This window comes from Allorhizobium sp. DMC15 (assembly GCF_056314065.1).
Map to the genome: position 1 here is coordinate 964,810 of NZ_JBQUZB010000001.1, position 25,617 is coordinate 990,426.

29 protein-coding genes and 1 pseudogene are annotated in these 25,617 nt (G+C 62.2%); 8 read left to right on the forward strand and 22 right to left on the reverse strand.

Going from position 1 to position 25,617, the window contains the following annotated elements:
* Position 1 precedes the first annotated feature (1 nt).
* The gene (locus ACT53S_RS04635; RefSeq protein ID WP_476066083.1) at positions 2-1,846 is read left to right on the forward strand and encodes a methyl-accepting chemotaxis protein; all 1,845 of its coding nucleotides are present in this window, start codon (positions 2-4) and stop codon (positions 1,844-1,846) included.
* A gap of 87 nt (positions 1,847-1,933) precedes the next feature.
* Here the strand turns inward: ACT53S_RS04635 and ACT53S_RS04640 are convergent, their stop codons facing one another.
* From ACT53S_RS04640 to ACT53S_RS04650, 3 genes are all read right to left on the reverse strand, one after another.
* Entirely contained in the window at positions 1,934-2,191 is a 258-nt protein-coding gene (locus ACT53S_RS04640) for a DUF2188 domain-containing protein (RefSeq protein ID WP_142070378.1), read from the reverse strand.
* 10 nt (positions 2,192-2,201) lie between these two features.
* Positions 2,202-2,528, reverse strand: a complete 327-nt coding sequence (locus ACT53S_RS04645) for a hypothetical protein (protein ID WP_113375794.1) — start codon at positions 2,526-2,528, stop codon at positions 2,202-2,204.
* Positions 2,529-2,683: 155 nt separating this feature from the next.
* Positions 2,684-3,286 carry a superoxide dismutase gene (locus ACT53S_RS04650; protein ID WP_113375793.1) on the reverse strand — a complete coding sequence of 201 codons (603 nt, stop codon included), beginning with the start codon at positions 3,284-3,286 and terminating at the stop codon, positions 2,684-2,686.
* Positions 3,287-3,480: 194 nt separating this feature from the next.
* On the opposite strand from ACT53S_RS04650, the gene ACT53S_RS04655 reads away from it, so the two are divergent.
* A complete protein-coding gene (locus tag ACT53S_RS04655) occupies positions 3,481-3,810 on the forward strand; it encodes a hypothetical protein (protein ID WP_476066084.1) in 330 nt (109 codons plus the stop codon).
* A gap of 5 nt (positions 3,811-3,815) precedes the next feature.
* Here the strand turns inward: ACT53S_RS04655 and ACT53S_RS04660 are convergent, their stop codons facing one another.
* The 10 genes and pseudogenes from ACT53S_RS04660 to ACT53S_RS04705 all read right to left on the reverse strand — a co-directional run bounded on the left by ACT53S_RS04660 (position 3,816) and on the right by ACT53S_RS04705 (position 10,809).
* Positions 3,816-4,157, reverse strand: coding sequence for a YkgJ family cysteine cluster protein (locus ACT53S_RS04660; RefSeq protein WP_476066085.1), 342 nt, complete (start codon positions 4,155-4,157; stop codon positions 3,816-3,818).
* Positions 4,158-4,160: 3 nt separating this feature from the next.
* Positions 4,161-5,345 (reverse strand): MFS transporter, encoded by a 1,185-nt coding sequence (locus ACT53S_RS04665; RefSeq protein ID WP_476066086.1) that lies wholly within the window; start codon positions 5,343-5,345, stop codon positions 4,161-4,163.
* Between the two features lie 103 nt (positions 5,346-5,448).
* Positions 5,449-5,970 carry a YcxB family protein gene (locus ACT53S_RS04670; protein WP_476066087.1) on the reverse strand — a complete coding sequence of 174 codons (522 nt, stop codon included), beginning with the start codon at positions 5,968-5,970 and terminating at the stop codon, positions 5,449-5,451.
* 6 nt (positions 5,971-5,976) lie between these two features.
* Entirely contained in the window at positions 5,977-7,899 is a 1,923-nt protein-coding gene (gene dxs / locus ACT53S_RS04675) for a 1-deoxy-D-xylulose-5-phosphate synthase (RefSeq protein ID WP_476066088.1), read from the reverse strand.
* 89 nt (positions 7,900-7,988) lie between these two features.
* Complete coding sequence (locus tag ACT53S_RS04680; protein ID WP_476066089.1) at positions 7,989-8,915, reverse strand: pirin family protein; 927 nt, start codon at positions 8,913-8,915, stop codon at positions 7,989-7,991.
* Positions 8,916-8,918: 3 nt separating this feature from the next.
* Positions 8,919-9,071 carry a HepT-like ribonuclease domain-containing protein gene (locus ACT53S_RS04685; RefSeq protein ID WP_476066090.1) on the reverse strand — a complete coding sequence of 51 codons (153 nt, stop codon included), beginning with the start codon at positions 9,069-9,071 and terminating at the stop codon, positions 8,919-8,921.
* Between the two features lie 41 nt (positions 9,072-9,112).
* Positions 9,113-9,238 (reverse strand): annotated as a pseudogene (locus tag ACT53S_RS04690) (HepT-like ribonuclease domain-containing protein); the annotation flags it as partial.
* Between the two features lie 25 nt (positions 9,239-9,263).
* Positions 9,264-9,617: a nucleotidyltransferase family protein gene (locus tag ACT53S_RS04695; RefSeq protein WP_476066091.1), complete on the reverse strand. Its 354-nt coding sequence runs from the start codon at positions 9,615-9,617 to the stop codon at positions 9,264-9,266.
* Positions 9,617-9,871, reverse strand: a complete 255-nt coding sequence (locus tag ACT53S_RS04700) for an exodeoxyribonuclease VII small subunit (RefSeq protein ID WP_113375785.1) — start codon at positions 9,869-9,871, stop codon at positions 9,617-9,619. Before ACT53S_RS04700 ends, ACT53S_RS04695 begins: the two co-directional genes overlap by 1 nt.
* Before the next feature lie 2 nt (positions 9,872-9,873).
* Entirely contained in the window at positions 9,874-10,809 is a 936-nt protein-coding gene (locus tag ACT53S_RS04705) for a histone deacetylase family protein (RefSeq protein ID WP_476066092.1), read from the reverse strand.
* 181 nt (positions 10,810-10,990) lie between these two features.
* On the opposite strand from ACT53S_RS04705, the gene ACT53S_RS04710 reads away from it, so the two are divergent.
* Positions 10,991-11,392 carry a thioesterase family protein gene (locus ACT53S_RS04710; protein WP_113375783.1) on the forward strand — a complete coding sequence of 134 codons (402 nt, stop codon included), beginning with the start codon at positions 10,991-10,993 and terminating at the stop codon, positions 11,390-11,392.
* 37 nt (positions 11,393-11,429) lie between these two features.
* Here the strand turns inward: ACT53S_RS04710 and ACT53S_RS04715 are convergent, their stop codons facing one another.
* From ACT53S_RS04715 to ACT53S_RS04725, 3 genes are read right to left on the reverse strand one after another with little or no spacing between them, the layout of a single operon-like run.
* Positions 11,430-11,993: a biotin transporter BioY gene (locus ACT53S_RS04715; RefSeq protein ID WP_476066093.1), complete on the reverse strand. Its 564-nt coding sequence runs from the start codon at positions 11,991-11,993 to the stop codon at positions 11,430-11,432.
* Positions 11,994-12,023: 30 nt separating this feature from the next.
* Positions 12,024-12,629, reverse strand: coding sequence for an energy-coupling factor transporter transmembrane component T family protein (locus tag ACT53S_RS04720; RefSeq protein WP_476066094.1), 606 nt, complete (start codon positions 12,627-12,629; stop codon positions 12,024-12,026).
* The gene (locus ACT53S_RS04725; RefSeq protein WP_476066095.1) at positions 12,623-13,303 is read right to left on the reverse strand and encodes an energy-coupling factor ABC transporter ATP-binding protein; all 681 of its coding nucleotides are present in this window, start codon (positions 13,301-13,303) and stop codon (positions 12,623-12,625) included. Before ACT53S_RS04725 ends, ACT53S_RS04720 begins: the two co-directional genes overlap by 7 nt.
* A 177-nt stretch (positions 13,304-13,480) precedes the next feature.
* On the opposite strand from ACT53S_RS04725, the gene ACT53S_RS04730 reads away from it, so the two are divergent.
* The 4 genes from ACT53S_RS04730 (at position 13,481) to ACT53S_RS04745 (ending at position 16,328) form a co-directional block, all read left to right on the forward strand.
* The gene (locus ACT53S_RS04730; RefSeq protein ID WP_476066096.1) at positions 13,481-14,668 is read left to right on the forward strand and encodes a winged helix-turn-helix domain-containing protein; all 1,188 of its coding nucleotides are present in this window, start codon (positions 13,481-13,483) and stop codon (positions 14,666-14,668) included.
* A 32-nt stretch (positions 14,669-14,700) separates the two neighbouring features.
* Entirely contained in the window at positions 14,701-15,123 is a 423-nt protein-coding gene (locus tag ACT53S_RS04735; protein ID WP_476066097.1) for a GNAT family N-acetyltransferase, read from the forward strand.
* A 74-nt stretch (positions 15,124-15,197) separates the two neighbouring features.
* Positions 15,198-15,629: an antitoxin Xre-like helix-turn-helix domain-containing protein gene (locus ACT53S_RS04740; protein ID WP_476066098.1), complete on the forward strand. Its 432-nt coding sequence runs from the start codon at positions 15,198-15,200 to the stop codon at positions 15,627-15,629.
* Positions 15,630-16,328: an RES family NAD+ phosphorylase gene (locus ACT53S_RS04745; RefSeq protein ID WP_476066099.1), complete on the forward strand. Its 699-nt coding sequence runs from the start codon at positions 15,630-15,632 to the stop codon at positions 16,326-16,328. It begins immediately after the preceding gene.
* A gap of 188 nt (positions 16,329-16,516) precedes the next feature.
* Here the strand turns inward: ACT53S_RS04745 and ribB are convergent, their stop codons facing one another.
* From ribB to ACT53S_RS04760, 3 genes are all read right to left on the reverse strand, one after another.
* The gene (ribB, locus tag ACT53S_RS04750; RefSeq protein WP_476066100.1) at positions 16,517-17,617 is read right to left on the reverse strand and encodes a 3,4-dihydroxy-2-butanone-4-phosphate synthase; all 1,101 of its coding nucleotides are present in this window, start codon (positions 17,615-17,617) and stop codon (positions 16,517-16,519) included.
* Between the two features lie 11 nt (positions 17,618-17,628).
* Complete coding sequence (gene aroC, locus ACT53S_RS04755; RefSeq protein ID WP_476066101.1) at positions 17,629-18,723, reverse strand: chorismate synthase; 1,095 nt, start codon at positions 18,721-18,723, stop codon at positions 17,629-17,631.
* Positions 18,724-18,902: 179 nt separating this feature from the next.
* Complete coding sequence (locus ACT53S_RS04760; protein WP_476066102.1) at positions 18,903-21,959, reverse strand: bifunctional diguanylate cyclase/phosphodiesterase; 3,057 nt, start codon at positions 21,957-21,959, stop codon at positions 18,903-18,905.
* A gap of 296 nt (positions 21,960-22,255) precedes the next feature.
* Between ACT53S_RS04760 and ACT53S_RS04765 the strand changes: the two genes are divergently transcribed.
* Positions 22,256-22,516: a DUF1344 domain-containing protein gene (locus ACT53S_RS04765; protein ID WP_113375772.1), complete on the forward strand. Its 261-nt coding sequence runs from the start codon at positions 22,256-22,258 to the stop codon at positions 22,514-22,516.
* Positions 22,517-22,562: 46 nt separating this feature from the next.
* Here the strand turns inward: ACT53S_RS04765 and ACT53S_RS04770 are convergent, their stop codons facing one another.
* From ACT53S_RS04770 to ACT53S_RS04780, 3 genes are all read right to left on the reverse strand, one after another.
* A complete protein-coding gene (locus ACT53S_RS04770) occupies positions 22,563-23,165 on the reverse strand; it encodes a histidine phosphatase family protein (protein ID WP_476066103.1) in 603 nt (200 codons plus the stop codon).
* Positions 23,166-23,182: 17 nt separating this feature from the next.
* Complete coding sequence (fabI, locus tag ACT53S_RS04775) at positions 23,183-24,001, reverse strand: enoyl-ACP reductase FabI (protein ID WP_476066104.1); 819 nt, start codon at positions 23,999-24,001, stop codon at positions 23,183-23,185.
* 182 nt (positions 24,002-24,183) lie between these two features.
* Complete coding sequence (locus tag ACT53S_RS04780; RefSeq protein WP_476066105.1) at positions 24,184-25,437, reverse strand: DnaJ domain-containing protein; 1,254 nt, start codon at positions 25,435-25,437, stop codon at positions 24,184-24,186.
* Between the last annotated feature and the right edge of the window lie 180 nt (positions 25,438-25,617).

Below are 25,617 nucleotides of genomic sequence, written 5' to 3' on the forward strand. Positions count from 1 at the left end.
CATGTTCAGATCCTTCAAGAAACTGCCTCTCTCCCTCCAAATGGTGCTGGGTATCGGTTTTGCCGTTGCAGCCATCCAGGCCGGCACCGCAGCATACGAAATCTCCTCCGAACGGTTGACCCTGACGGACAAGGCGGCAAAACGCGGCGACGCAGCGCTGGATATGCTGGAGTCGGTCCATACTCAGGCGATGCTCAATCGCAAGGAGGTGGGTGAAGACGATCCCGCAATCGCCACCCTTGATGGCACGATGGACCAGTTCTCCAACTCCGGCGGCAGCGTCAAGCTGTGGCTGGTGATGGGACCGAAAGTCATCGACTTCCAGAAGGCACAAGGCGAGACCGAATTCGAGGGGCCGCATGACAAGGTCGATGAACAGACGATCGCCACGCTGCAACGCCTGAACAGCCTCGAGGGTGAACAGTTCCGCATGACCCGTCCCGTCATCTTGGGGCAGGGGAGCGCAAGTGACGAAAAATGCGCAAGCTGTCACACCGCCAAGATGAATATCCAACCGGGTGAAGTTGTCGGCGTCTACAGCGCCGAGGTCGATTTGGCCCCCGAGCTCGCAGCATGGCGCGCCAATGCCTGGAAACGCCTCGCGATTGGTGCCGGCGCACTCGCGGTGATGATCGCCTTGGTCGTCCTGATGCTGCGAGTGACGGCGGTCAAGCCTCTGCGCGACCTCGCCCGTGCCACCCAGAGCCTGGCCGACGGCAATTTGGACATCGATGTCGACACCCACGACCGGCGTGATGAGTTGGGGACCATGGGTCGCGCACTCGAAGTGTTTCGCGACAGCCTGCGTCGTACACGGTCCTTGGAAGCGGAAACCGCTCAGTCACGGCAGCGGGCCGACGAACATCGACGTGAGGTCGAGCGTCGAGCCGAGGAAGATGCCGCAGAAAGACTGCGCGTTGCCACGGCCGGTCTGGCTTCCGGTCTGCGTCGCCTGGCAGCCGGAGATCTGGCCTTCCAGATCGAGGAACCCTTCGACACGAGTTTCGAAACCCTGCGGCATGACTTCAATGCTTCCATCCGCGAATTGGCCGGAACCATGTCTGCCATCCGAACTGCTGCCGGGACCATCGACGATGGCAGCGGCATGATTGCGGCGGGCGCTGGCGAACTTGCCCGCCGGACCGAAAGCCAGGCGGCCTCCCTGGAGCAGACGTCCGCGTCGTTGAAGGAGATCAACGCCACGGTTCACTCGGCCAACCAGCGGGTTGCCGACGCGCGGGCGGTTGCCAAGAAGGCAAACGACAGCGCACACAATTCCGGAAAAGTGGTCGCCGAAGCGGAACAGGCCATGCGTCGGATCGAGGAAAGCGCCCAGCAGATCTCCAATATCATCGGTGTCATTGATGAGATCGCCTTTCAGACTAATCTGCTTGCGCTGAATGCCGGTGTGGAAGCGGCCCGTGCAGGCGAAGCTGGTAAGGGCTTCGCCGTGGTTGCACAGGAGGTCCGCGAGCTTGCCCAGCGCTCAGCCAATGCCGCCAAGGAAATCAAGACGCTCATCCAGAACTCGACCGCCCAGGTCGAAAACGGGGTGCAGCTGGTTCACGGCACCGGAGAGACCTTGGTCGAGATCGGCAGTCTCATCAAAACGATTAATGATCACATGGATGCCATCGCCGACTACTCGAGGGACCAGTCGAGTGGTCTGCGCGACATCGCAGGCGCAGTCGACGCGCTGGATGCCACAACCCAGCACAATGCGCGGGTGTCCGAAGGGCAAAGCGAGGAGGCGAGCAGGCTGGCTGAACAGGCCGCGGCACTCCGGGCGATGATCGAGCGGTTTAGGGTGGGAGCCGAACGCGGCCAGATGCGCCGTGCAGCATGATGGCTTTGCCGCATTGAAGTGCGTCTGAAAACGAAGAAAGCCCGTGGCATGCCACGGGCTTTCCCCTTTTCGCCTGCGAGGCAGGCTTTACCGGGCGTCTCCGACATCGTCGACGACGTCCGTCATGGGCCGGTCCGCACCGTCCGCATGTTCATGAATCCACTCGCCGTTCTCATCCTGCCAGCTGATCTCGGCATCGCCGTCTGCGAGCTGCTGGGCGCCCGCCGCCTGCCTCGCGGCAGTGAGGGCTTCCGCGTGACTTGCGAACGGCTCGGAATAGACGTCACCCAGCCTGTAGGCGAAGCCTTCGTCATGCTCGACGACGTGATAGGTCACCTTGGCCATGGGTTTCCTCTCAATTCCAGTGCCAGCGGCTGTCACGTGCCGGCGGATTGGACTGAGCAAGAAGATAGCCGACGAGACCGCCGAGAATGCCAAGGGTGATCAGGCCGGCCGACGTTGCACCCGGATGGCGACGCACGACGCCGGCCACGGCGCCAGCCCCTTCGCGGGCATAGTCTGCAACGACGCTCGCTGTTTCGGCCGCACCGTCCATGGCGTCATAGGCACGATGGCGCACCTTCCGGCTTCCGCGGCTGGCTTCGCGGCTGATCACGCTCTTCAGGTCGTTCATCTGTTCGCGCAGTTCACGCAGTTCTGCCTGCAGGTTTGAAGTCGCCATGGGACTGTTCCTTTCGTTCTCTGTGGACTTGCCGAACAAACGTTGGGGCATCGGGATGGTTCCATGTCCCGGGATGGCAAGCTGTCGCAGTGCAAAACGAAAGACGCCCGGCACCTTGCGGTACCGGGCGTCTTCAAGAAAATGGGAAAAGAAGCTTACTTGGTCGCGGCTTCGTACATCTCGAGGACGTAATCCCAGTTGATCAGGCTGTCGACGAAGGCTTCGAGGTACTTCGGACGGGCGTTGCGGTAGTCGATGTAATAGGAGTGTTCCCAGACGTCGACGCCGAGGATCGGAGACGCGCCGTGGACCAGCGGGTTTTCGCCGTTCGGGGTCTTGGAGATTTCGAGCTTGCCATCCTTGACGGAGAGCCAGGCCCAGCCGGAGCCGAACTGGGTGGTGCCGGCAGCAACGAAATCGGCCTTGAACTTGTCATAGCCGCCGAGGTCGCTGTCGATGGCAGCCTGCAGCTTGCCGGGCAGCTTGTTGCCGCCGCCGTCCTTCTTCATCCAGTTCCAGAAGTGGATGTGGTTGTAGTGCTGGCCGGCATTGTTGAAGAGGCCTGCATTCTTGCCATAGGACTGCTTGACGACCTCTTCCAGCGAAAGACCTTCCAGGCCTGAATCCTTCAGAAGGTTGTTGCCGTTGGTCACATAGGCCTGGTGGTGCTTGTCGTGGTGAAACTCGAGCGTTTCAGCCGACATGAACGGCGCCAGCGAGTCGTAGGCATACGGGAGGGCGGGCAATTCGAAGGCCATGGTGAGATCTCCTTTTGGCAAATAGATTGCGTTTTGGCAGGTGACGGGAACATAGGAGCGGTTGAAGGGCGAGGCAACCTTTGCTCTTCCAAAAACAGACGCGGCAAGGAAAGAATTGTCTTCCGTTTTTGGACTTGCACCACGCCCCGTTCCATCCGAGGTTTGCAGCCGCATCGCATCCAACCGAGGTCCCCATGCTCCGTTCCCGCCAGCTCGTCCTTGCCACCGCGCTTTTCGTGTTTCCGCTGTCTCTTCCGTCCTTCGCCTCTTCTGATGATGCCTGGGGTGAATTCGCGATGGACGTCGCGGCCAAATGCTCGGCGCTCGCAGAAGGGCGTATCGAAAAGCCAAAAGTCGTGGTCGATCCCTTCGGTACCGAGAGCTATGGGATGGCCATCCTCACCGGCAAGGCGGTTGGAGCCGACGCCACGGTGAGCTCGATCTGCGTCTACGACAAGAAGAGCCAGACGGCGGAAATCGGCGGAGAACTGCCGGCCGATCAGGTGACGATCACCATGCCCTGAAGAGTTCAGGCCTCGTAGATATCAGGCTCCGGCAAGCCGTCGATCGTAAAGCCGAATTCGGCGCGGGCGATCTTGCATTCCTCGTCGCCGGGCATGCAGGTGCGGCAGACATGCGGGCGGACGAGATAGACCGCGCAGCCGACATGTTTGCCGACTTCGCCCGTGAGCGCCGCGCAGCGCCCGTTCTCGAACTTCATGCCGCTCTCATCCTTGGCGATCATCGCTTCGGGGATCGCGGCGATTTCCTCGTCGCTTTCCAAGGAAAATCGCGGCCAGTCGGCGGAATAGGCGCAGCAGGCGCCGCAAGTCTGGCAATCGAAGATGTCGGGCGGCGAGGTTTCCAGCATGGGTCAGCGATTCGCAGCGCGGACGCGCATGAGATTGAGGGCAAAGATGCCGGTGAAGCCCAGCATCAAGAGGCCGACAAAGACCGGGCCGGCATCGACCGAGACGAGATCCATCGTCAGGCCTGTGCTGCCGGAGCCGGCGGCGCTGCCGATCGCATAGGCCAGCGCGAAAACGGCGGCGCCCGAGACCAGCAGGCCACCACGAAAGCGTTCGCCGAGCAGGGTCAGCGCCGCCGTATAGAGCGAGAAGCTGGCTGCGCCGAGGATCGAGATGGTGATCAGCAGAGCGGCCTGGGAGTTCATCAGTGGCAGGACGAGGAAAGCAACGGCAGCAATGAGCGAGCCGCTCACCGCGATCACCGGGCGCGACAGGCGATCCAGCAGCCAGCCAACGAAGGGCTGGGCGAGCGCCGTCGGCAGGGCCACCATGGTGACGACGAAGGCCGCGAAATTCTGGCTGTAGCCGCGTTCGACGAAATAGAGCGGGATCATCGAGATCGCCGCGATATCCGAAAAACCGAAGGCGACGACCATCAGCGTCAAGACCGGCGCGAGCTTGACGAAGGTGAGGAGCCCGCCGGCTTCCGAGGCTTCCGGCTTGGTCTTGGCGTACCGACCTAGCATGACCGAGGCGAAGGCGACGAGCGCGACATAAGCCGCCGTCAGCGCAAAGGCGAAGCCGTCCTCGATGCCGACAAGCGGAATGGCAAGCGGGCCGGCGGCAAAGCCCGCACACATGCCAGCACTATAGGCGCCGGACACACGGCCGCGCAGGCGATCCGGACAGGCCGTGTTCAGCCAGGCTTCGGAGACCGTGTAGATGATGCTGGTGCAGAAGCCGAGCAGGAAGCGGGCCACGAACCAGACGGCGAGGCTGTCGAACGTGGAGAAGGTCGCAAGGCAGACCGAGACGCCGAGCAGCGAGGCGACGATCAGCCGGTCGCCGCGCACCACCTGCGTCAGCCTGCCGATCAGGAGTGTCGAGGAGGCGAGGCCGAGCGCAAAGACCGAGGCGTTCAGGCCCGCCACGCTGGAGGAGACACTGCGGCTTTCGAGGATCAGCGAGATCAGCGGATAGGTGAGGCCTTGTCCGACGGCGAAGGCGGTGACGCCCAGGATCACGACCGCAATCGCCGCCCAATCGGGCGCGACGTCAGATGGGATTTCCGTCGTGTCTGCGGTGTGCATGAGGCCTCCGAGACCCGCATGAGGGTCTGCTCATCGAAGGCCCGGTCTAGCGGTGGGATTGCGGGAAGTCCAGAGAGGCGGGCACGCTCAAGATTATTGAGGCCTAACCACGGACCTGATCGATGACGGCGGCATGTCGCTTGAGATCCACGACTTGCTCGTGCGACAAGAAACGGGTCGGGATCATGTGGAACAGATTGGGGGCGACATAGAGAAGGACCATGTCCTTGTGCATCACCGTCCGCAGGAAGTCCGACCACGGCGTTGTCCAGCGGCCATCGTCCCGAAAGGTGGTGAAGCCTTCCGCAGACCACTCGATCCGCACAGGTCTGTGCATGCTTTTCTGCTGCCGGTATGTGCGCCGGGCATTCCAGGGAACGAACACGTAGATGAGCAGCAGCGGCATCGTGACGAAGACTGCGACCATGGTGAAGACCGCCCGCTCAAGCCCCTGATAATCCCGCGGGCCCAAGAACGTCTTTCCGAGAACAATCGCGGCCAGCAACAACACTATGATACCGATGGCTACAGCGCGCCGTCTCCAGTATTGCTGGATGACATGGATCTGAACCGCGCGCGTGTGGTCGGCTGCGGTGATCGAAAGTTCGACGGAGCGATCCTGCATGGGGGGTCACTCACCCGCAGCAATGACGCCCGGCGCGTCCTGTCCGAGCGCTGCAAACACCGTCTTCAGAATGCCGGCCGCGTCGAGACCAGCCTTGGCATACATGGTTTCGGGCTTGGCCTGGTCCATCCAGACATCGGGCAGCACCAGCGAGCGGACCTTGAGGCCGTTGTCGAGCAGGCCCTCGTTGACGAGGAAATGCATGACATGGCTGCCGAAGCCCCCGACGGCGCCTTCTTCGACTGTCACCACCACCTGATGGTGGCGGGCAAGCTGGCGGATCAGGTCGTGGTCGAGGGGCTTGGCGAAGCGGGCGTCGGCGACGGTGGTCGAAAGCCCTGCAGCGTCGAGATCTTCGGCGGCCAGCAGACAGTCGGCGAGACGCGTGCCGAAGGAGAGGAGTGCGACCTTCGAACCCTGCTTGACGATGCGGCCCTTGCCGATTGCAAGGATCTCGCCGCGCTCCGGCAGGGGAACGCCCACACCTTCGCCGCGCGGGTAACGGAAGGAGATCGGACCTTCGTCATAGGCGGCGGCCGTGCGGACCATGTGCTTCAACTCCGCCTCGTCGGCGGCGGCCATGACGACGAAGCCCGGCAGTGCGGCAAGGAAGCCGGTGTCGAAGGAGCCGGCATGGGTCGGGCCGTCGGCGCCGACGAAGCCGGCGCGGTCGATCGGGAAACGGACCGGCAGACCCTGAATGCCGACATCATGCACAACCTGGTCGTAGCCGCGCTGCAGGAAGGTCGAATAGAGCGCGCAGAAGGGCTTGAAACCCTCGGCAGCCAGACCTGCTGCAAAGGTCACCGCATGCTGTTCGGCGATGCCGACATCGAAGGTGCGTTCCGGGAAGATCGACTGCAGCTTGTCGAGGCCGGTGCCCGAGGGCATGGCGGCGGTGATGCCGACGATCTTTTCGTCGTGGCGGGCTTCTTCGACCAGCGCATCGGCGAAGACGGAGGTATAGGCCGGCGCATTCGGCTTGGCCTTGGCCTGGGTGCCGGTGATGACATCGAATTTGTTGACGCCGTGATACTTGTCGGCCGCGGCTTCGGCGGGTGCATAACCCTTGCCCTTCTGGGTCACGACATGGATCAGCACCGGACCCTTGGCATTGTCGCGGACATTGCGCAGCACGGGCAGAAGATGGTCGAAGGAATGACCGTCGATCGGGCCGATATGGTAGAAACCGAGCTCCTCGAACATGGTGCCGCCGGTGACATAACCACGGGCATGTTCGACGGCGCGGGTGATCGCGCGGTCGACGGTCTTGCCAAGATAGGCGGTCAGTTTCTTGCCAAACTCGCGAAAGCCCATGTAGCTTCGACCGGAGGCAAGGCGCGCGAGATAGGCGCTCATCGCGCCCGTCGGAGGCGCGATCGACATGTCGTTGTCGTTGAGGATGACGATCAGCCGGGCGTCGAGGGCGCCGGCATTGTTCAATGCCTCATAGGCCATGCCGGCGGACATGGCGCCATCGCCGATCACGGCGATCACTTTGCGGTCGGTCTTCGACAGTTCGGCGGCAACCGCCATGCCGAGACCAGCGGAAATCGAGGTGGACGAGTGGGCAGCGCCGAAGGGATCGTATTCGCTCTCGGCGCGCTTGGTGAAGCCGGAGAGGCCGTCTTCCTGGCGCAGCGTGCGGATGCGGTCGCGGCGGCCGGTCAGGATCTTGTGCGGATAACACTGGTGACCGACGTCGAAGATCAGGCGGTCTTCGGGCGTTTCGAAGACCTTGTGGATGGCAATGGTCAGCTCGACCACACCCAGGCCCGCACCCAGATGACCGCCCGTCTTCGACACCGCGTCGATCATCTCGTCGCGGACCTCGCGCGCCAGCTGCGGAAGGTCGCGATCCTCGATGGTCTTCAGGTCTTTGGGGAGCTTGACCTTGTCCAGGAGCGGCGTATCGGGCAGGGATGTCACGGGCTGATGCCTCTTCAGTCTGTTTGGATGCGCGATATCATCCCCCGACGATCAGGGCAATTCCACGCCATCAACCCTTCATATAGCGGTCAACGGCCCTCCGGCAAAGGCACGAACTCTTCTTCGTCCCCCGGAACGATGTCGAAACGGCCGGTTCTCCACTCTTCCTTGGCCTGTTCGATGCGCTCTTTCGACGACGAAACGAAGTTCCACCAGATATGTTTCTGGGTGCCGAGGGCCGCGCCGCCGAACAGCATCACGTGACAACCGGTCGCGCCGCCGATCAGCGTGATCTCGTCGCCGGGGCGGAAAACGAGCAACTGGTCGGGCGCGAAACGATCTCCGGCGATCTCGATCTCGCCGGAGAGCACGTAAAGAGCGCGCTCCTCCTGGCCGGCGTCAAAGGGAAAACGGGCGCCTGGTTCCAGCGTCAGATCGACGTAAAGGGTTTCGGAGAAGGTCTTGACCGGCGAGCGCAATCCGCCGGTCGAGCCGATCACCACGCGACCGGAAGCGCCGCGATCGGCAAAGGTCGGCAGTTCTGTCTTCGCGGTATGCGCAAAGGCCGGATCGATCTCCTCCAACTGGTCGGGAAGGGCGATCCAGGTTTGGAGGCCCGACATGGCCAGCGGGTGACCGCGCAAGTTCTCCGGCGTCCGCTCCGAATGCACGATGCCACGACCGGCCGTCATCAAATTGATGTCGCCGGGCGAAATGACGAGTTCGGTGCCGAGGCTGTCACGATGCTTGATCTCACCGTCGAACAGATAGGTCACGGTGGACAGCCCGATATGCGGATGCGGGCGCACATCCATGGCCTCGTCAGCCCTCAAGACGGCGGGTCCCATCCGGTCGAAGAAGATGAACGGCCCGACCAGCCGCCGCTTGATCGACGGCAGTGCCCGCCGCACGGCAAAGCCGCCGATGTCGCTGGAGCGCGGAATGATCAGATGCTCGATGGCATCACAGGCAAATCCATCGCCGGGGATGGGGTCGTTTCCGGGAAAGAAGGACATGGGCTAACTTTCGGTGGGTCTTTCGGTCGCCAGGAGGTTTTTCACATCCGCAATCAGTGGCGGGAGGTGGAGGCTAATAACGTCCCAGATGTTCGGGGTTTCGATCTGATCATAGTCGTGGCGCAAAACATTCCGAGCCTGCGCATTACAACCCAATTGTGCCCGGGCAACCGTTCCTCAGCAAAAGGTCCAAGTTTGATGGCAGCCTCAGAGATGCGGGAAAGGCAACGTTCGCAAGCATCGCTTGTTTTCCTGTCGGCCAGATACTGCTGCAGCGATAAACCTTTCGTATAATCGAGAACGGCCTCGCCATTTTCGAGAATGTTCTCAAGTCTGACTCAGGGGCGGCTAGAAGGCAAGCTTGCGATCCCGTGCGATTTCCCTGGCCAGTCTCGGCTTTTGTATCGGTTCTGAGGCGATGTCGACCGGTTTTCCAAGGATAATTTCAAGCTTCTGCTGAAGCCTTGCAAGCGAACTGAAATAGTCCAGTCCTCGCCCAACGATGTCGTCATCCAGCGTAACAACGACATCCACATCCGATTGCTCGGTCGCCTCACCACGAGCAACGGAGCCGAACAGAGATAGCGACAAGATGCCATCCGCGACCAACTCGTCGCGATGTTCCCGCAGCTTGGCGATAACAGCGTCCTTGTCCATGCCCACGTTGTAGCGGATTTTCCCGCTAGGGTCGAGGCAGCGCATCACGCCCCGTCGAGCGGCTCAGTCCCCGTTGGCTTGCCGGCGCGGTCCAGTCGGATCTTCTCGATCCGGTCTTCGGCTGCCTTCAACAGTGTCTCGCAATGCTTCTTCAGAAGTTCGCCGCGTTCGTAGATAGCAATGGAATCTTCCAGCGCCACGTCCCCGCGCTCCAGGCGTGCCACGATGCTCTCGAGTTCGGCCACGGCCTTTTCGAAGGAGAGGCCGGAAAGATCGGCGGAAACGGCGGCGTCGGACATACTCAACCCTTCATCAGTCTTGCGATATGCAGGCCGGCCGATTCGGCGAGCCCCTCCAGATCATAGCCGCCTTCGAGCAGGCTGACGACCCGGTTCTTGGCGAAGCGGTCGGCCACTTCGAGAAGCCGTCCCGTCGCCCAATCGAAATCCTCGCCCACGAGGTTGATCTGAGCCAGGGGATCCCGGTGATGCGCATCGAAGCCGGCCGAGATCAGGATCAGATCGGGTGAAAAATCATGCAGCGCCGGCAGGACCCGGCTCTTGAACGCCTCGCGAAAATGGTCCGAGCCGACATTGGGCGAGAGCGGCGCATTGACGATATTGCGGTGTTTGCCCGTCTCCTCCTTGGCACCTGTGCCGGGATAAAGCGGCATCTGGTGTGTCGAGCAGAACAAGACCGACGGATCGTCCCAGAAGAGGTCCTGCGTGCCGTTGCCATGATGCACGTCCCAGTCGACGATCGCCACCCGCTCCACGCCGTAGGTCCTCTGCGCATGGCGCGCGGCAATGGCGATCGTGTTGAACAGGCAAAAGCCCATGGCTTTCGTTTTCTCGGCATGGTGCCCCGGCGGTCTGCCGGCAACGAAGGCATTGTCCGCCTGTCCGGTCATCACGTCGTCGACCGCGGCCAGCGCCCCGCCGATGGCCGTCAGCGCGACCTGCAGGCTCTTCTGCGAAGCATAGGTATCGGCTTCGAGCTGGTTGATCCGGTCCTCTTCCTCCGGGATCTGCCGCATTACGGCGAAGAGATGCTCTTCAGGATGGGCGAGCGTTACCGCGTCCTCGTTCGCCTGAACCGCCTCGACCCGCTCAAGCTTTGCAAAATTGGGATGTTCGAGCGCAATGTTCAGCGAGCGCAATCGGTCTGCCCGTTCGGGGTGACCCGGTGGCGTATTGTGCTCCAGGAAGAGCGGGTTCTCGTAGAGACGTGTGGTCATGGGTCATCCTCGGTCGCGGTGAACATAAGGCGCCCTTCGGTCATCTTCCACCTTGTTATGCGTTTTTACCCATCCTCTTGGCTGCGGGCGGGTGCGCTGCCGGCGCCTTTTTGGGACATCCCTTGTGAAGCCAGGCGCTATGCCGTTAGATACCGCTAACGACGGAAAAGACGGAACCTGCATGGATGAGATAGATCGGGTCGAGGTGAGTGAAATCACCATCCCCTACCGCGACATTGCCGATACGGGGGAGATGCATGTGGCCGCCTATGTCACGCAGGCCGAGGCCGCTCTTCGCCATTTCTGGCGCTACCGTCCCCCGCTGGAGGACGAGCCGCACTACACGCCGACCAAGCTTGAACTGCGCCTGCATCTGCCGCTGCGTCTTGAGGATCAGGTCCGCATGATCGTGCGCGTCGACAAGATCGGCGGCAAGTCGGTCGGCTTCGAGGTGGAGATGGATCGCAACGGCCAGACGGTCGCCGAGATCGACGTGACCTGGACCGCGCGGGACAGAGAAACTGGCGAGCCGGCCGCGCTTCCGGAGGACGTGCGCGACTGGCTCTACCGTTATTTGCGGTGAGAGACAGCAAGGAGTGGGTGTTGTTGCCGTTTCGGCATCACACTCGCGCCGGCAGCAGCGGATAGCCGACCAAGACCGCACGGGCGGCAAGCGTTGCTATCGCAGCCTTGACCAGATCACCGGGAATGAAAGCAAGCGAGCCGAGAAGGACCTTGTCGAAGGGCGTGCCGGCCGCGACCGAAAGCCACGGCATGCCGCAGAGATAGACCACCCCGATGCCGCCGACGATGGAGGCGATGAAGAAGCCGGTCATCTGCTTGGCTGCGGACTGTTCTTCGCGCACCAGCTTTTCGGCCAGCATGCCAGTGACGAAAGCGCCAATGATCCAGCCGAAGATATAGCCGCCGGTCGGCCCGATCAGCACGTTGAGACCGCCGCGACCGCCGGAGAGAACGGGCAGGCCGACGGCAACGAGCACGACGAGCAGGGCATAGGCCAGCGCGCCGCGCTTGGCGCCGATGATGCAGCCGGCGAGCATCACGCCCATCGATTGCGCCGTGATCGGAACGGGTAGCAGCGGGATCGGCACCGGCGGCAGGAAGCCGAGCACGATGATGATGGCGGTGAAAAGAGAGGCGAGCACGAGGTCTCTTGTGGTCATGGAAAATGTCCCCGGTAAACGTTGAGGATTTTAGTGACCCCGAATGTCCCGTGCGTCAATTGCCTCGGCAATGCGATCGGCATCCTTCAACGTCGAAATGATCAGCGGACCCAGCATGCGCGAGAGTTTCACCGGAATGCCGCGCGCCGCATGCGCCTCCTTCAGCGCCTCGTAGCGCTGGGCGATATCGGGCACGAAGCGCAGCACCAGGCCGAGCGCCAGCCCGAGATCGGATGCCTTCATCAGGCCAAGCTTCTCGAGTGGTCGCGCAAGGTCTGTGATGGCGGCCATGAAGTCGGCAATCGTGGTGGAGGCCGTTACGGCAGCGGCAAGAAAGAGGATGGCCAACAGCCTCAGCACCGTCACCAGCGCTTCCAGCGGCGAAAGCAGCAGGACGTTTACGGCGGCCAGAAAGGCGATGGTGAACAGCACCGGCTTCAGCCGCCGCAGCCCCTCGGCAAATCCGATGCCGGTTGAGAGATAGAGCAGGGTAGTCAGGACCAGAGCAGCCCCGAGCACGACCGACCGCTCGATGAAGTAGAGGAGAAGCCCGCAGACCATCAGCCCGAAGAGCTTTGGCTTCACCGGGATGCGATGCAGGAGGCTCGTCCCCTCCACATGCAGGCTCGTCAGCATCCGGCAATTTCCCGGTAGCGGGCAATCGCGTCCTGGCCCGCGCCATCGAAGGCAAGTGCGCCTTCATGAAACACCAGCACGCGGCCAAAATTCTCAACGAGGTCCAGATCGTGGCTGATGACAACAGCCTGCTCAGCAAGCCCGTCGATCGCCGCCTTCACCCGGGCGCGGTTCTTCAGATCCAGCTGATTGGTCGGCTCGTCGAAGATCACGACATCAGGCCGGTTGACGCAGACGGCAGCCAGCGCCGCAAGCTGCAACTCCCCGCCCGACAGCTCATGCGGCCGCCGCCCGGCGAGATCGCTGATGCCGAAGCGCGAAAGGGCCTCGTCCACCACGCGGTCTATCTCGGCTGCAGGCAGCCCCCGCGATTTCGGCCCGAGCGCCACATCCTCGCGGATGATGGGCAGGATGATTTGATGTCCGGGGTTCTGGAAGATAAAGCCGGTCTTCGCCCGCGCGGCCTTCTCGTCGGTCACGGTATCGAGACCGTCGAGTGTCACCGTGCCGGAGGTCGGCTTGGCAAGGCCAGCAATCAGCCGCGCAAAGCTCGTCTTGCCGGAACCGTTGAGCCCGATCACGCCGATACGACGCTCGCTGAGCGACAGTGTGAGCGCCTTGAGGGCCACACGGTCGCCGTAACGCAACTCGGCCTGATCGAGAATGATGTGCAAGGGAGGGTCTCCTGCGGGCGATGGGGGTTGCTATAGCCCGCTCATGGGCCCGGTGCCAGATCTCTTCCATCGCGCTGGATCATGAGGGGGCTGCCAAAATCGCCTTGTGCGGTGCGGGCGTCGCCACTTGGAATCTCCGCCATTGAACAAACCACGAACATGCCCTAGCCTCATCTCATGTCGATTCCCGTTCCCAGCGCCCTTGCGCGAAAAATCTTCCTCGAACGGCAGGGGTTGTCCCGCTCGCCGACGAAGGCGCTTCGGCGCGAGGGGCTCTATGACCTGATCCACGATCTCGGTTTCGTCCAGGTGGACAGCATCCAGTGGGTCGAGCGCGCCCATCACCAGATCCTGTTTTCCCGCAACCAGACCTATAAGCCGAAGGATCTTCAACATCTCATCGAGAAGGACCGCTCGCTTTTCGAGCACTGGACGCACGATGCCTCGGTCATTCCGTCCGAATTCTTTCCCTATTGGAAGCACCGCTTTCTCCGTCGCGAGGCGAAGATCCGCGAGGACTGGGCCCGATGGCAGGGGCAGGGCTTCGATCAGGCCTTCGAGGAAACCTATGCCCGCATTCGCGACCATGGCCCGGTCATGGCCCGCGATGTGAAGAGCGATGATCATGTCTCCGGCGGCTGGTGGAACTGGCACCCCTCGAAGACGGCGCTGGAATTCCTTTGGCAAACGGGAAAGTTGGCCATCGCCCGGCGTGAAGGCTTCCAGAAGGTCTATGACCTTGCTGAAAGGGTCATTCCCGCAGAGCATCACGAAGCGGAAGTCGAGCACGAGGCCTTTGTCGACTGGGCCTGCCGGGCCGCGCTGACCCGCCTCGGCTTTGCCACGTCAGGCGAAATCGCCGCCTTCTTCAAGATCATCACGCCGGAGGAGGCCAAGGTCTGGCTGATCGAGCATCGCGACGAGTTGCAGGAGCTTGCGCTGGAGACGGTCGATGGCAAGCCGCGCAGCTCTTTCGCCTTCATTGACCAGGTGGGCACGCTCATGAATGCGCCCGAACCACCTGCGCGGGTTCGGGTCCTCTCGCCCTTCGATCCCTTGATCCGCGACCGCAACCGGACCGAACGCCTCTTCGGCTTCTTCTACCGCATCGAGGTCTTCGTGCCCGAACCGAAGCGGCAATATGGCTACTACGTTTTCCCGCTGCTCGAAGGAGACCGCCTCATCGGCCGCATCGACATGAAGGCCGAGCGCAAGGAAGGCCTGCTCGACGTCCGCCGCCTCTGGCTGGAACCGGGCGTGAAGCCAAGCGCCGGGCGGTTGGAGAAGCTCGAAGCAGAACTTCAGCGCGTTGCTCGCTTCGCCGGCATGGACGAGGTGCGGTTCCAGCCCGGCTGGCTCGGCTGATTCAAGACATTTTCATCAGGAAAGACGTTCGCATGACCGACTACAGCGCCTACCGCATCGAACCCCACGTGCCCCCCATCGACGATTACATGCGCCTGCGCCTGGAATCCGGCCTGACGCCCTTTTCCCGTGAAGCCGCCGAGAAGGGCCTGCCGAATTCTATCTTCGGCGTCAGCCTGATGCATGGCAATGAGACCGTCGGCATGGGCCGCATCATCGGCGATGGCGGCTGCTTCTTCCAGGTGACCGACATCGCCATCCTGCCGGCCCATCAGGGCAAGGGGCTTGCCAAATGGATCATGGCGGCGCTCTCCGATTTCATCGCCACTTTGCCGAAGACGGCCTATGTCAGCCTGATCGCCGACGTGCCGGCCAACCGGCTCTACAGCCAGTTCGGTTTCAACGAAACCGCACCTCGATCTGTCGGCATGGCACGCGTGCTGAAGCCGCACTGAGGCTTTCCGTTGCTACAACTTGTAATTCCCGTCAAATGACGTATAGTCGATCCGTCATTTGACGGAGGCTGACCATGTTAGACCATCAGCGCGTACTGGATGCCCCGATCGCTCGTATCCAGGGTTTTTCCGATGAAGGAGAGCGGACACGGCTGTCGTCGACGGCGCTCAAGGCCTATCGCCGACTTGTCAGCCAATGGGATCTGACCAGTCAGCAGGCGGCGTCCCTGCTTGGCGTTTCCGTCAGCACATGGGAGCGCCTGAAGCCCGATCGCGTCGAGAAAACGCTGACGCAGGACCAGATGACGCGCATCTCGGCGCTGGTCGGCATCTACAAGGCACTGCATCTTCTCTTCTCGGATGAGATGGCGGATCGCTGGCTGCAGCTTGCCAATTCGGGGCCGCTCTTCGACCGGCGCACTCCCATCGCCGCGATGGTCGAGGGAGGCATTCCGCATATGCTGGAGGTGCGTCGTTACCTGGATGCTGTGCGCGGAGGCCTTTGAGTGGAGGTCGCGGGCATTCCCGTCACCACGCTTGCCTATCCGAAAACGGTACGGCTGGTGTCGACGGCAAGATTGCGGGAGGCGGTTCTGGCAAGCCTTGTCGACACAACGGAAGAGTTTGCCGAACTGGCGGAAATCGAGGCTGCCACCTCCACTCGCATCCACGCTCAGGCGACCGGTATCTCGGGCCTCGCCGCCAACGAACTCGTCTATGACGTGCCGCATGCCCATTTTATCAATGCGAGCTTCGCCTATGCAAAGCCCCGTGAGCCGAACCGCTTTAATGGCGAGACGCGCGGTGCCTGGTATGCGGCGCTCTCCGTCGAGACATGTCTCGCCGAGATCATCTTCCACATGACGGAATTCCTCGCCCGCACCGGCGTCTATGAGGCGACGACCGATTATGCGGAAATGTTCTGCAGTGTCTCCGGTGAGTTTGTCGACCTCAGGCCGGTGCCCAACCATCCGGCTCTCTCGCCGGATAAGGTGACCGGCTATCCGGAAGGCAACCGTCTGGCGCTGGGGGCCCGAAGCGCAGGACTGAACGGGATCATCTATCCCTCGGTGCGCCATGACGGCGGCACCTGCTTTGCAGTTCTCAGACCGGCAGCCGTGCAGTCGGTAAGGCAGGGCGATGTCTGGCGGTTGAGCTGGAAGGGCAAGCCGCAGCCGATGATCGAAGTGCCGCTCGGGGCATGAGTGTGGTGGCGTCGTCCTGCCCCTTCAAGGGGAGGTGGGTGGCTGCTGCGTGACGTTGTACAGATGCGAGCCAACAGTGACACTCCTTCCTCCCCTTGAGGAGAAGGGGCGGGATGGGGCAATCAGCCACCGTCCATTGTCAATGTCAGCTGTAAGTGCCATGCGATACAGGACTGCTGCGCTGAGCCTCACACGATCTCGGTCGCCGAAATCTTGATGCCGAAGCCTTCCAGGCCGACATAGTGGCGCTCGCGCGACGAAAAGAGCCGGATCGAGGTCACGCCGAGATCCTTGAGGATCTGCGCGCCGAGGCCGATTTCCAGCCATTCGCTCTCGCGGGCCTGAGCCTCCGCATGCGCTTCGCGATCATGCTTGCCGCTGCGAGCGGTGGTCGAGACGCCGACGCCGACAGAGCCCTCGCGCAGATAGACGATCACGCCGCGTCCCTTCTCCGAGATCCGCTTCATGATGCCGTCGATTTGCCGGTTGACGCCGAAGACGTCGCGGCCGACATCCTCAAGGTGCAGCCGCACCGGAATGTCTTCCCCGTCGCGGATGTCGCCGAAAACGACGGCCAAATGCTGCATCGGGTCCCAGGGCAGGGAATAGGCATAGGCCTTGGCCGGACCGTAAGGCGTCTGTACGTCAAACGTCGACTTCAGCTCGATCAGGGTTTCCTTGCGCTGCCGATAGGCGATGAGATCGGCGACGGACACCTGCTTCAATCCGTGCTGGACGGCGAAGGCCGAGACCTGTGGCCCACGCATGACCGTGCCATCATCGTTCACCAGTTCGGAAATCACCCCGATCGGTGGAAGCCCCGCCATGTTGCAGAGGTCGACGGCCGCTTCAGTGTGGCCCGACCGCATGAGCACGCCGCCCTCGCGGGCGACCAGCGGGAAGATATGCCCAGGACGAACGAAGTCGCTGGCACCGGCATTCGGGTTGGCGAGGTTGCGCACCGTCAGCGTCCGGTCATCGGCCGAAATACCGGTCGTGGTGCCATGCTTGAAGTCGACGGAAACCGTAAACGCCGTCGTATGGGCACTGTCATTGTCCGCCACCATGGCTGAGAGGTTCAGGCGCTTGGCCTCTTCCTTCGGCATGGGGGCGCAGACGATGCCCGAGGTGTGGCGGACGATGAAAGCCATCTTCTCGGCGGTGCAGTGAACCGCAGCCACGATCAGATCGCCTTCGTTCTCACGATCGTCGTCATCCATGACCACCACGATTTCGCCAGCCTCAAACGCCCTGATGGCTTCGACGACGCGCTTCTGGTCATAGCTCATGGCAAAGGCCCCTATCTGGTACGGCCGTTCTGGCCTCGGTCTCTCAGAATATGGTCGAGAATGGTGCAGGCGACCATCGCTTCGCCGACAGGCACCGCCCGGATGCCGACACAGGGATCGTGGCGGCCCTTGGTGCGCACGTCAACTTCGTTGCCGTCAGCATCGATCGATCGCTTCTCGGTCAGGATGGAAGAAGTCGGCTTGATTGCGAAACGCGCCACGATCGGCTCGCCGGTCGAAATGCCGCCCAGGATGCCGCCGGCGTGGTTGGATAGGAAAACCGGCTTGCCATCGGCGCCGATGCGCATCTCGTCGGCATTCTCCTCGCCGGTGATCTCGGCAGCCTGAAAACCGTTGCCGATCTCGACGCCCTTCACGGCGTTGATCGACATGAGGCCGGCTGCAATCTCCTGGTCGAGCTTGCCGTAGACGGGTGCGCCGATCCCGGCCGGCACGCCTTCGGCCACCACCTCGATAACGGCGCCGACCGACGAACCCGCCTTGCGGATGCCGTCGAGATAGTCCTCGAACACGGGCACCATCGCCGCATCAGGGCAGAAGAACGGGTTCTGGTCGACCTGCGTCCAATCCCAGTTGGCGCGATTGATCTTGTGCGTCCCGATCTGCACCAGCGCGCCGCGAATGGTGACACCGGGCATGGCAAGCCGTGCCAGCGCGCCGGCCGCGACGCGGGCGGCGGTTTCGCGCGCCGACGAGCGTCCGCCGCCCCGATAGTCGCGGATCCCGTATTTCAGGTCATAAGTGTAGTCGGCATGGCCTGGACGATAGCGCTTGGCGATCTCGCCGTAATCCTTGGAGCGCTGGTCGGTGTTCTCGATGAACAGCGACACCGGCGTGCCGGTGGTGATCATCGTGCCGTCTTCCTGCGGCATCACGCCGGACAGCACCTTGACGATATCGTCCTCGCGTCGCTGGGTGACGAAACGCGACTGGCCGGGCTTGCGCTTGTCCATGAAGACCTGCAGGTCCTCCTGTCGGAACCGGACGCCCGGAGGGCAGCCGTCAACGACCGCGCCGAGCGCCGGCCCGTGGCTTTCGCCCCAGGTGGTGACACGGAAGAGATGACCGAAGGTATTGTGCGACATGCGTAAGCTACCGTTCCATTCTCCCCGGCCGGAACGACTTCCGGCGGGCCTTGCCTTGGATGGGGTCACTCATAGAGCAAATCCGGGAAGGGGGGGAAGGGGTTTTCGACCCGCCCGCCCGGAAATCCGGCGGGCGGGATCTACGGCACAGCGCCGGAAAACGGCGGCGCGCGGCGTCGTCATGACGCCTTTTGCTGCGGCAGACGCCCGACGAAGCGGGTAAAGTCGTCAAAGGAGAGCGGCTTGGCGAAGGCGTAGCCCTGCAGATAGTCGCAGCCGAGCTGCCGCAGCATGCCGGCATGCTCCTGCGTTTCGACCCCCTCGGCCACCGTCTCGATGCCGAGAGAGCGGGCAATCTCGACGATGTTGCGCACCAGGCTGCGCTCCTGCGGCTGGACCGTAATCGGCATCACTAACTGACGGTCGATTTTCAGGCGCTTCGGTTTCAACTTCAGCAACGAGACGATGGACGTGTGGCCGGTGCCGAAATCGTCGATTTCGATGTCAATGCCAAGCGCCTTGATCTTCTCGATGTTTTCGGTCGCCTTGGTATCGCTTTCGTCGAGGAAGATCGATTCCACCAGCTCGAAGCAGATCGAACCCGGCGTGATCGCGAGCCCCTGCAATTGCTCGATCAGGTTTTCGTCATGCAGGCGCTTGGAGGAGACGTTTACCGAAATCCGGGGAACGGCCATGCCCATGGCGGTCCAGCGCATCTGGTCCTTCAGCGCCGTCTGCAGCACCAACTGGTCGATACGGGCCATGACGTTCAAGTCTTCGGCCACCTTGAGAAAATTGCCGGAGGCCAGCACGCCGCGATCGGGGTGACGCCAGCGCACCAGGGCTTCCGCGCCACAGAGCTGCATGCTCTCGGCTTCGAATTGCGGCTGGTACCAGACGATGAACTCGTCGCGCTCCAGGCCCGCCAGCATGTCGTCGGCCATCCGCTTCTTCGCGACGATGTTCGCCTGCAGGTCCGGCGTGAAGAACTCGTAGCAGTTGCGGCCCTTTTCCTTGGCTTGGTAGAGCGCGATGTCGGCATTGATCAGGACCTTGCGCGCATCCGGCATCAACCCGGAAGCCTGCGCGATCCCGATCGACACGCCGCAGCGACAGTCGAAACCTTCAAAATCGATGGGTTGGCGCATCTCTTCGATGATCCGGCCAGCAAGACTGGTCAGTTCTTCCGTCGAGGTCGCGCGTCTTGCCAGAACGACGAACTCGTCGCCGCCGATACGGGCAACGAGGTCACCCCGCGGCACGTGACGTCTGAGAACTTCCGACGTGTGCACCAGCATGGCGTCGCCCGCCGCATGTCCGAGCGTGTCGTTGATTTCCTTGAAGCGGTCGAGATCGAGGTGCAGGATTGCGAACTTGGCCCGCTGGCTGGAGTTGCCACGGCTCAGTCCATCGAGCTCGAGGTCGAGCTTGCGGCGGTTGGCAAGCGAGGTGAGCGGATCGTGCAATGCGTTGAATTCGATCCGGTTTTTGGCAAGCTCCAGCTCGATATTGCGCATATCTGCCTCGGCCTTTGCCGCCCGCATCTGCTCCGCAAGGAGGGCGTCAGCCGTGACGTCGAAAGCGATCCCGATCAGCTTCTTGCGCCCATCGCGCCCGATATGCGGCTGCCCGACGGAGCGGATGTAGCGGATCTCGTTGTTCGGCAGCACCACTTTCTGCGTCGTGTTGAGCGTCTGGTCGAGCGTGGACGCACGTTTGGTGGCAAGCTGGATCTCGCCGCGCTCCTCAGGATGCAGCCGCGAGAGCCAGACATGCTCGGGCACGGGCTTGTCGCTATAGGGCACGCCGTAGAGCTGATGCATGCGCTCGTCCCAGACGGCGGTCTTGGTGACCGGATCGCCTTCCCAGGTGCCACAATTGTAGGAACCGAGTGCCAGGTCGAGCCGCCGGGAGGCTTCGGCCAGCTGATGTTCGCGGCTCGACAGCTCCTCGAGCGCGAGTTCCAGTTCCGCGTTCTTGATGTCGCTGTTTTCTTTCGCCCGGCTGAGCGACTGCGTCATCAGCGTGTCCGTCGTCACGTCGCAGACGATGCCCGTGATCCGCCCGTCCGCCGTCCGTGCGCCGACCGACCGCAGATAGCGGAAGCTGTCGTCGCTCAGCGGTACGCGGTAGGCGACGTCCCAGCTGTCGGTGGTGCGTGCGATCACGCTGTCGAAATAGAGTTGTTCGGCCCGCCCGAGATCGTCGGGCTGAATGCATCCATACCAGTCCGCCAGACGGTCTTCCTCTTCGTCCAGGCTCACCGGCAGCCCGTGCAGCCCGGCCGTGCGGTTGTCCCAGAGCAGCGAATGGGTAGCCTCGTCAATCTCCCAGATGCCGATGTTGGAGGTTTCCAGTGCCAGCTGGAACCGCTGCGAAAGCTCCAGCAGTCGCTCCTCACGTGCCCGCAGTCTCTGGATGTTCAGATTGCGCTCACGCAGCAGCACGATGGCGAGCAGAATGGATAGCATCATGGCGCCCACACCGGCGGCCAGCAAAAGGCGGCTCGGCAACAGCCGGTTCATGGCCGCGTCCCATCCCTCTTCCGGCATGCCGAGGACGACGAGAGACAGGCCGTCGACCTGGACCGGCAAAGTGAGCGTCTTTTCCTCTGCCAGCTTCGGGTCACCCAAAATGATCTCGACAACGCCATGAGGGGTCGTCTGGCCGATGGCGATCGTCACGCCGCCATTCTCGCCAGGGGAAATCCCCGGCTCATTCCTGCCGATCTCGACCGCCTCCATGAAGGTGACTGAATCGATCTCGATCAGCAGCGATTGCCAATCTTGAGCGCTTTGCCAGGCCATCGGAGGGACCGGAATGTCGATGGATAGCCTGTGCCCGGACGCCGACATCATCGGGTCGAAAGCCATCCGATATCGGTCTTCCAAAGGCTGCAGGTGGATCGAGGAAATGTAGGGGTTTGTCGCTGTAAGCATGGCGACGGTGCGGTTGAACTCGCTCGCAGAGAGCATCGGGTCGTCGGCCATGTCATCCGCCAGATCGAGCGCCAGCTGGACGTTTTTCGTGAGTTTTTCGCGAATCGCGTGGGCGGCGTGGTCGAGCCCGTCCTGCACGATGTGCTCGACACGCTTGCGTTCATGGGCAGCGGTGTTGCGATCGATCAGGAACCCGGCGACGACGATCAGTGCGCCAATCAATGCGCCACCTGCCAGCAAGAAGATGCCGTTGCCCCATTTGCCGTCGGACCGCGGCCCTGCTTTCAAGTTACGCAACGCTACCAACCCTTTAATCCCTATTGCGGTAAGCCTATGCGACGGCGGTTAATTTAGAATTTCGACGAGAACATTTGGTCGTCGCTCCGGCGCGATCGACACGCGCGGCTGGCAATTCTCGGATAGTCGGAACAGAGAACGTCAACGGGGGGGATAAAATGTGCCTACGGCTTGATCACAGCCGCGTTCGTCTTCACAATCCCACTGAAATGACACGTCGTCGGGCAAATTTTGCCATATTCCGGAGGCCTATCTTGTACTCGTTTTCAGCATTGATTTGGTCGAAGGTGGTTCGTATGCGCGTCCTGATTTCCCTCCTTCTTGGAACGGCAAGCCTCCTCTCTCCGATCGCTGCCTATGCCGGCAGCCACGACGTGGAGGCGACGATTGCTGCCGTCAACGTCGACGGCATGAGCTTGATGCTCGACGACGGCAAGACCTACACGGTTCCGGACGAGTTTAACTTCGAGGGACTGGAGAAGGGTCAGAAGGTCATCGTCTTCTACACCGAAGTCGACGGCAAGCGGGTCATCGACGATCTCGAAGTCGTGCAGTGAGGCGGGATCGCCCTTGCGGTGGTCCGCGCTACTACCGGCGATGATCCTAGATCCAGCCGATCCTGCTGGTGTCTGAACCGCCGTCGCGCTCGATTTTCAGGATACGGTCCTGCGGAATGTCCATTTCGCAAGCCGTGTCTTCATCCACGTTCCCGACGAGTCTGAAGCAACTGCGGATCACGCCGCCATGGCTGACGCAGACGGTCGGCCGATCGACCGAGGCGAGCCATGCACCAATCCGCCAGGAGAGAATCTCGTAGCTCTCCGCATCCTCTCCCGGGGGGATGAAGCTCCACTTTTGCCGCGACCGCTCCTGGACCCTTTCGGGCGAGACCCGCGCGAGTTCGGCAAGCGTGGAGCCCTCCCAGTCGCCGAAAGACAGCTCCTTGAGGCGGTCGTCGAGACGATAGCCTTGGGCCGGCAGTCCCATCGAGGTCCGCACCCGCTCCATGGTGTCCTGGGTACGCCAGAGCGGCGAACTGACGAAGTCGAATTCGGTCGCGGTCTCGCCGAGGATCTGTCCGAGTTTGCGCCCGTTGTCGCTCGCCTGAGCGCGCCCGGTCGCATTGAGGCCGATATCCTTCTGCCCCTGCATCCGCCCCTCGGCGTTCCAGTCTGTCTGGCCGTGACGGATCATGTAGATAATCACGGCGCCAAACTCCGGTCTCAGTCCCTGCCCAGCACGATGTCCGGCGCGTCCACCGCCTTCATGCCGACGGTGTGGTAGCCACAGTCGACGTGATGCACCTCGCCGGACACGCCGGTCGAAAGGTCAGACAGCAGGTACATCCCGGACCGGCCCACCTCGTCCGTGGTGACGTTGCGCTTAAGCGGCGAATGATACTCGTTCCACTTGAGGATATAGCGGAAGTCACCGATGCCCGACGCTGCGAGCGTCTTGATCGGGCCGGCGGAGATCGCGTTGACGCGGATACCGCGGGCGCCCATGTCGACGGCGAGGTAACGGACGGAAGCTTCGAGTGCCGCCTTGGCGACGCCCATGACGTTGTAATGCGGCATGACCTTTTCGGCACCGTAATAGGTGAGCGTCAAAAGCGAGCCGCCATCGTTCATGATCCGCTCGGCCCGTGCGGCGACCGCCGTGAACGAGTAGACGGAAATGTCCATGGTCCGGGTGAAGTTGTCGCGCGTCGTCTCGATGTAGCGACCGGTCAGCTCGTCCTTGTCGGAAAAGGCGATCGCATGCACGACGAAGTCGATCTTGCCCCACTTGGCCTCGATATTGGCAAAGACCGCATCAATGCTCTCGAGATTGGTGACGTCGCAATCGCCGGCGAGGAAGGCATCCAGCTCGGCGGCCAGCGGTTCGACACGCTTCTTCAGCGCATCGCCCTGCCAGGTCAGCGCGATTTCGGCACCCTGGTCGCGGCAGGCCTTGGCGATGCCCCAGGCAATCGAGCGATTGTTGGCGACGCCCATGATGACGCCGCGCTTGCCTGCCATGAGGCCCGAACCCTGAACCATAATGCATCCCCTGAACTGTCGAGTGGTGTTGCCTATGGCATAGCCCGTTCCGCCGTTCAAGATTGAAGCGGACGCCGCACGTGGTCGGGCCAACAATGGATGTATGTTTGAAAATTCGAAACAATCTGGTCCGGTCACACGGATCGGCCCAGGTTCCACGGCCCGTCGATCCCGTGCTGACCTCAGATGTAAAGGCCCTCGCGCATCAGGCGCATCAGGTCCGTCACCTTCTCGTCCGGCTTCTCCCAGAGCATGACCCGGAGTTCGACGATGAGCGCGCCGCGCCCGCCATCGCCGTCCGGCAGGCCGAGCGCCTCGATGCGGATCACCTGATCGGAATTCGACCACGGTGGCACGGTCACTTTCACCCCGCCTTCCGGTCCTTCGACCTCGGTTTCGCAACCAAGCACGGCATTTTCCAGCGTAATCGGCAGGACGGTCTTGATATCATATCCATCGACGACGAAGCGATCGTGGCGCAGGATGCGGATGGTGACGGCAAGGTCACCCCGAAGAAGTCCCTGGAATTTCAGGCCCTGGCCCTTCAGCTTGACGACATGACCCTCCGTGGCGCCACTGAGTGGCACGCGCACCTCACGGCCATCCGTGAGCGTGACGGGTACGGCCTTCTGTTCCAGCAAGTCTGAAATCGCAACCACGGCTTCGGCAAAGACATCAGGCGCCTTTTCCGGCGGTGGAGGAGGAGGGGTACGACGCAGGCGCCGCACGAGCGAACTGAACAATTCGATCGGCGCCAGCAGTGGCGAACTCGAACCCCGCAGCGGGATGCCGTCGTTGATGTCGGAGTCTTCCTGGTCTCGCTTCAATTGCTCCGCCGCGGCCGCCGCTTCAGGGCTGTCGCCGAAAATGCGGGAAACCGTTTCCTCCGGTCCTTCGGCCTTGCCGTTGGCGGTGCCGGTGGCCGACGCCTGCGCCTTGCCGGCTTGACCCGATACGCCCTCGGACGATGCTTTGGTGGACGTCTCTGCATCCGCTGGCTCGGACTTCTGGGCCTGCGCCTTGGCCGCCTTCTCCTGCTTGGCCGCCTTTGCGGCATCTGCCTTGGCGGCAGCGGCGGCTTCGGCCTTGGCCTTTTCGGCCTCTGCCTGAGCAAGCTCCGCCATGATGCGCTCGGCATTGGCCTTCGCCTGCTTGGCCTTTTCCGCGGCCTCGCGGGCGGCGTTCCGTTGCTGCATGATGGTCTGTTCGCGCTCGAGCGCCTCCACCTTGGAGCGCTGCTGGTCGTAGCGGCTACGCTTGGCCGGGTCCTTTAACACTTCGTACGCGCGACCCATTTCGGCAAAACGGTTGTGGGCGTTCGGGTCGTCCCGGTTCTGGTCCGGATGGGTGGATTTTGCCTTCGTGCGCCACGCGGCCTTGATCTCGTCCGCACCCGCATCGCGCTTCACGCCCAGGATCGAATAGAAGTCACGCATTGATGACACCAACTAGCGAACGCGACGAGGCCCTTTCATGGCGCCTGGAGTCGCAGAAATACGGTAACCACGCCGAAGACATGGCGGTGGCGGCAAACAATAGGCCGAAACCGTCGCACGCAATTCGCTAATTGAAAGTTACATGGAGCAGGTGGCGGTCGGGCTATTCTTTCGGCTTGC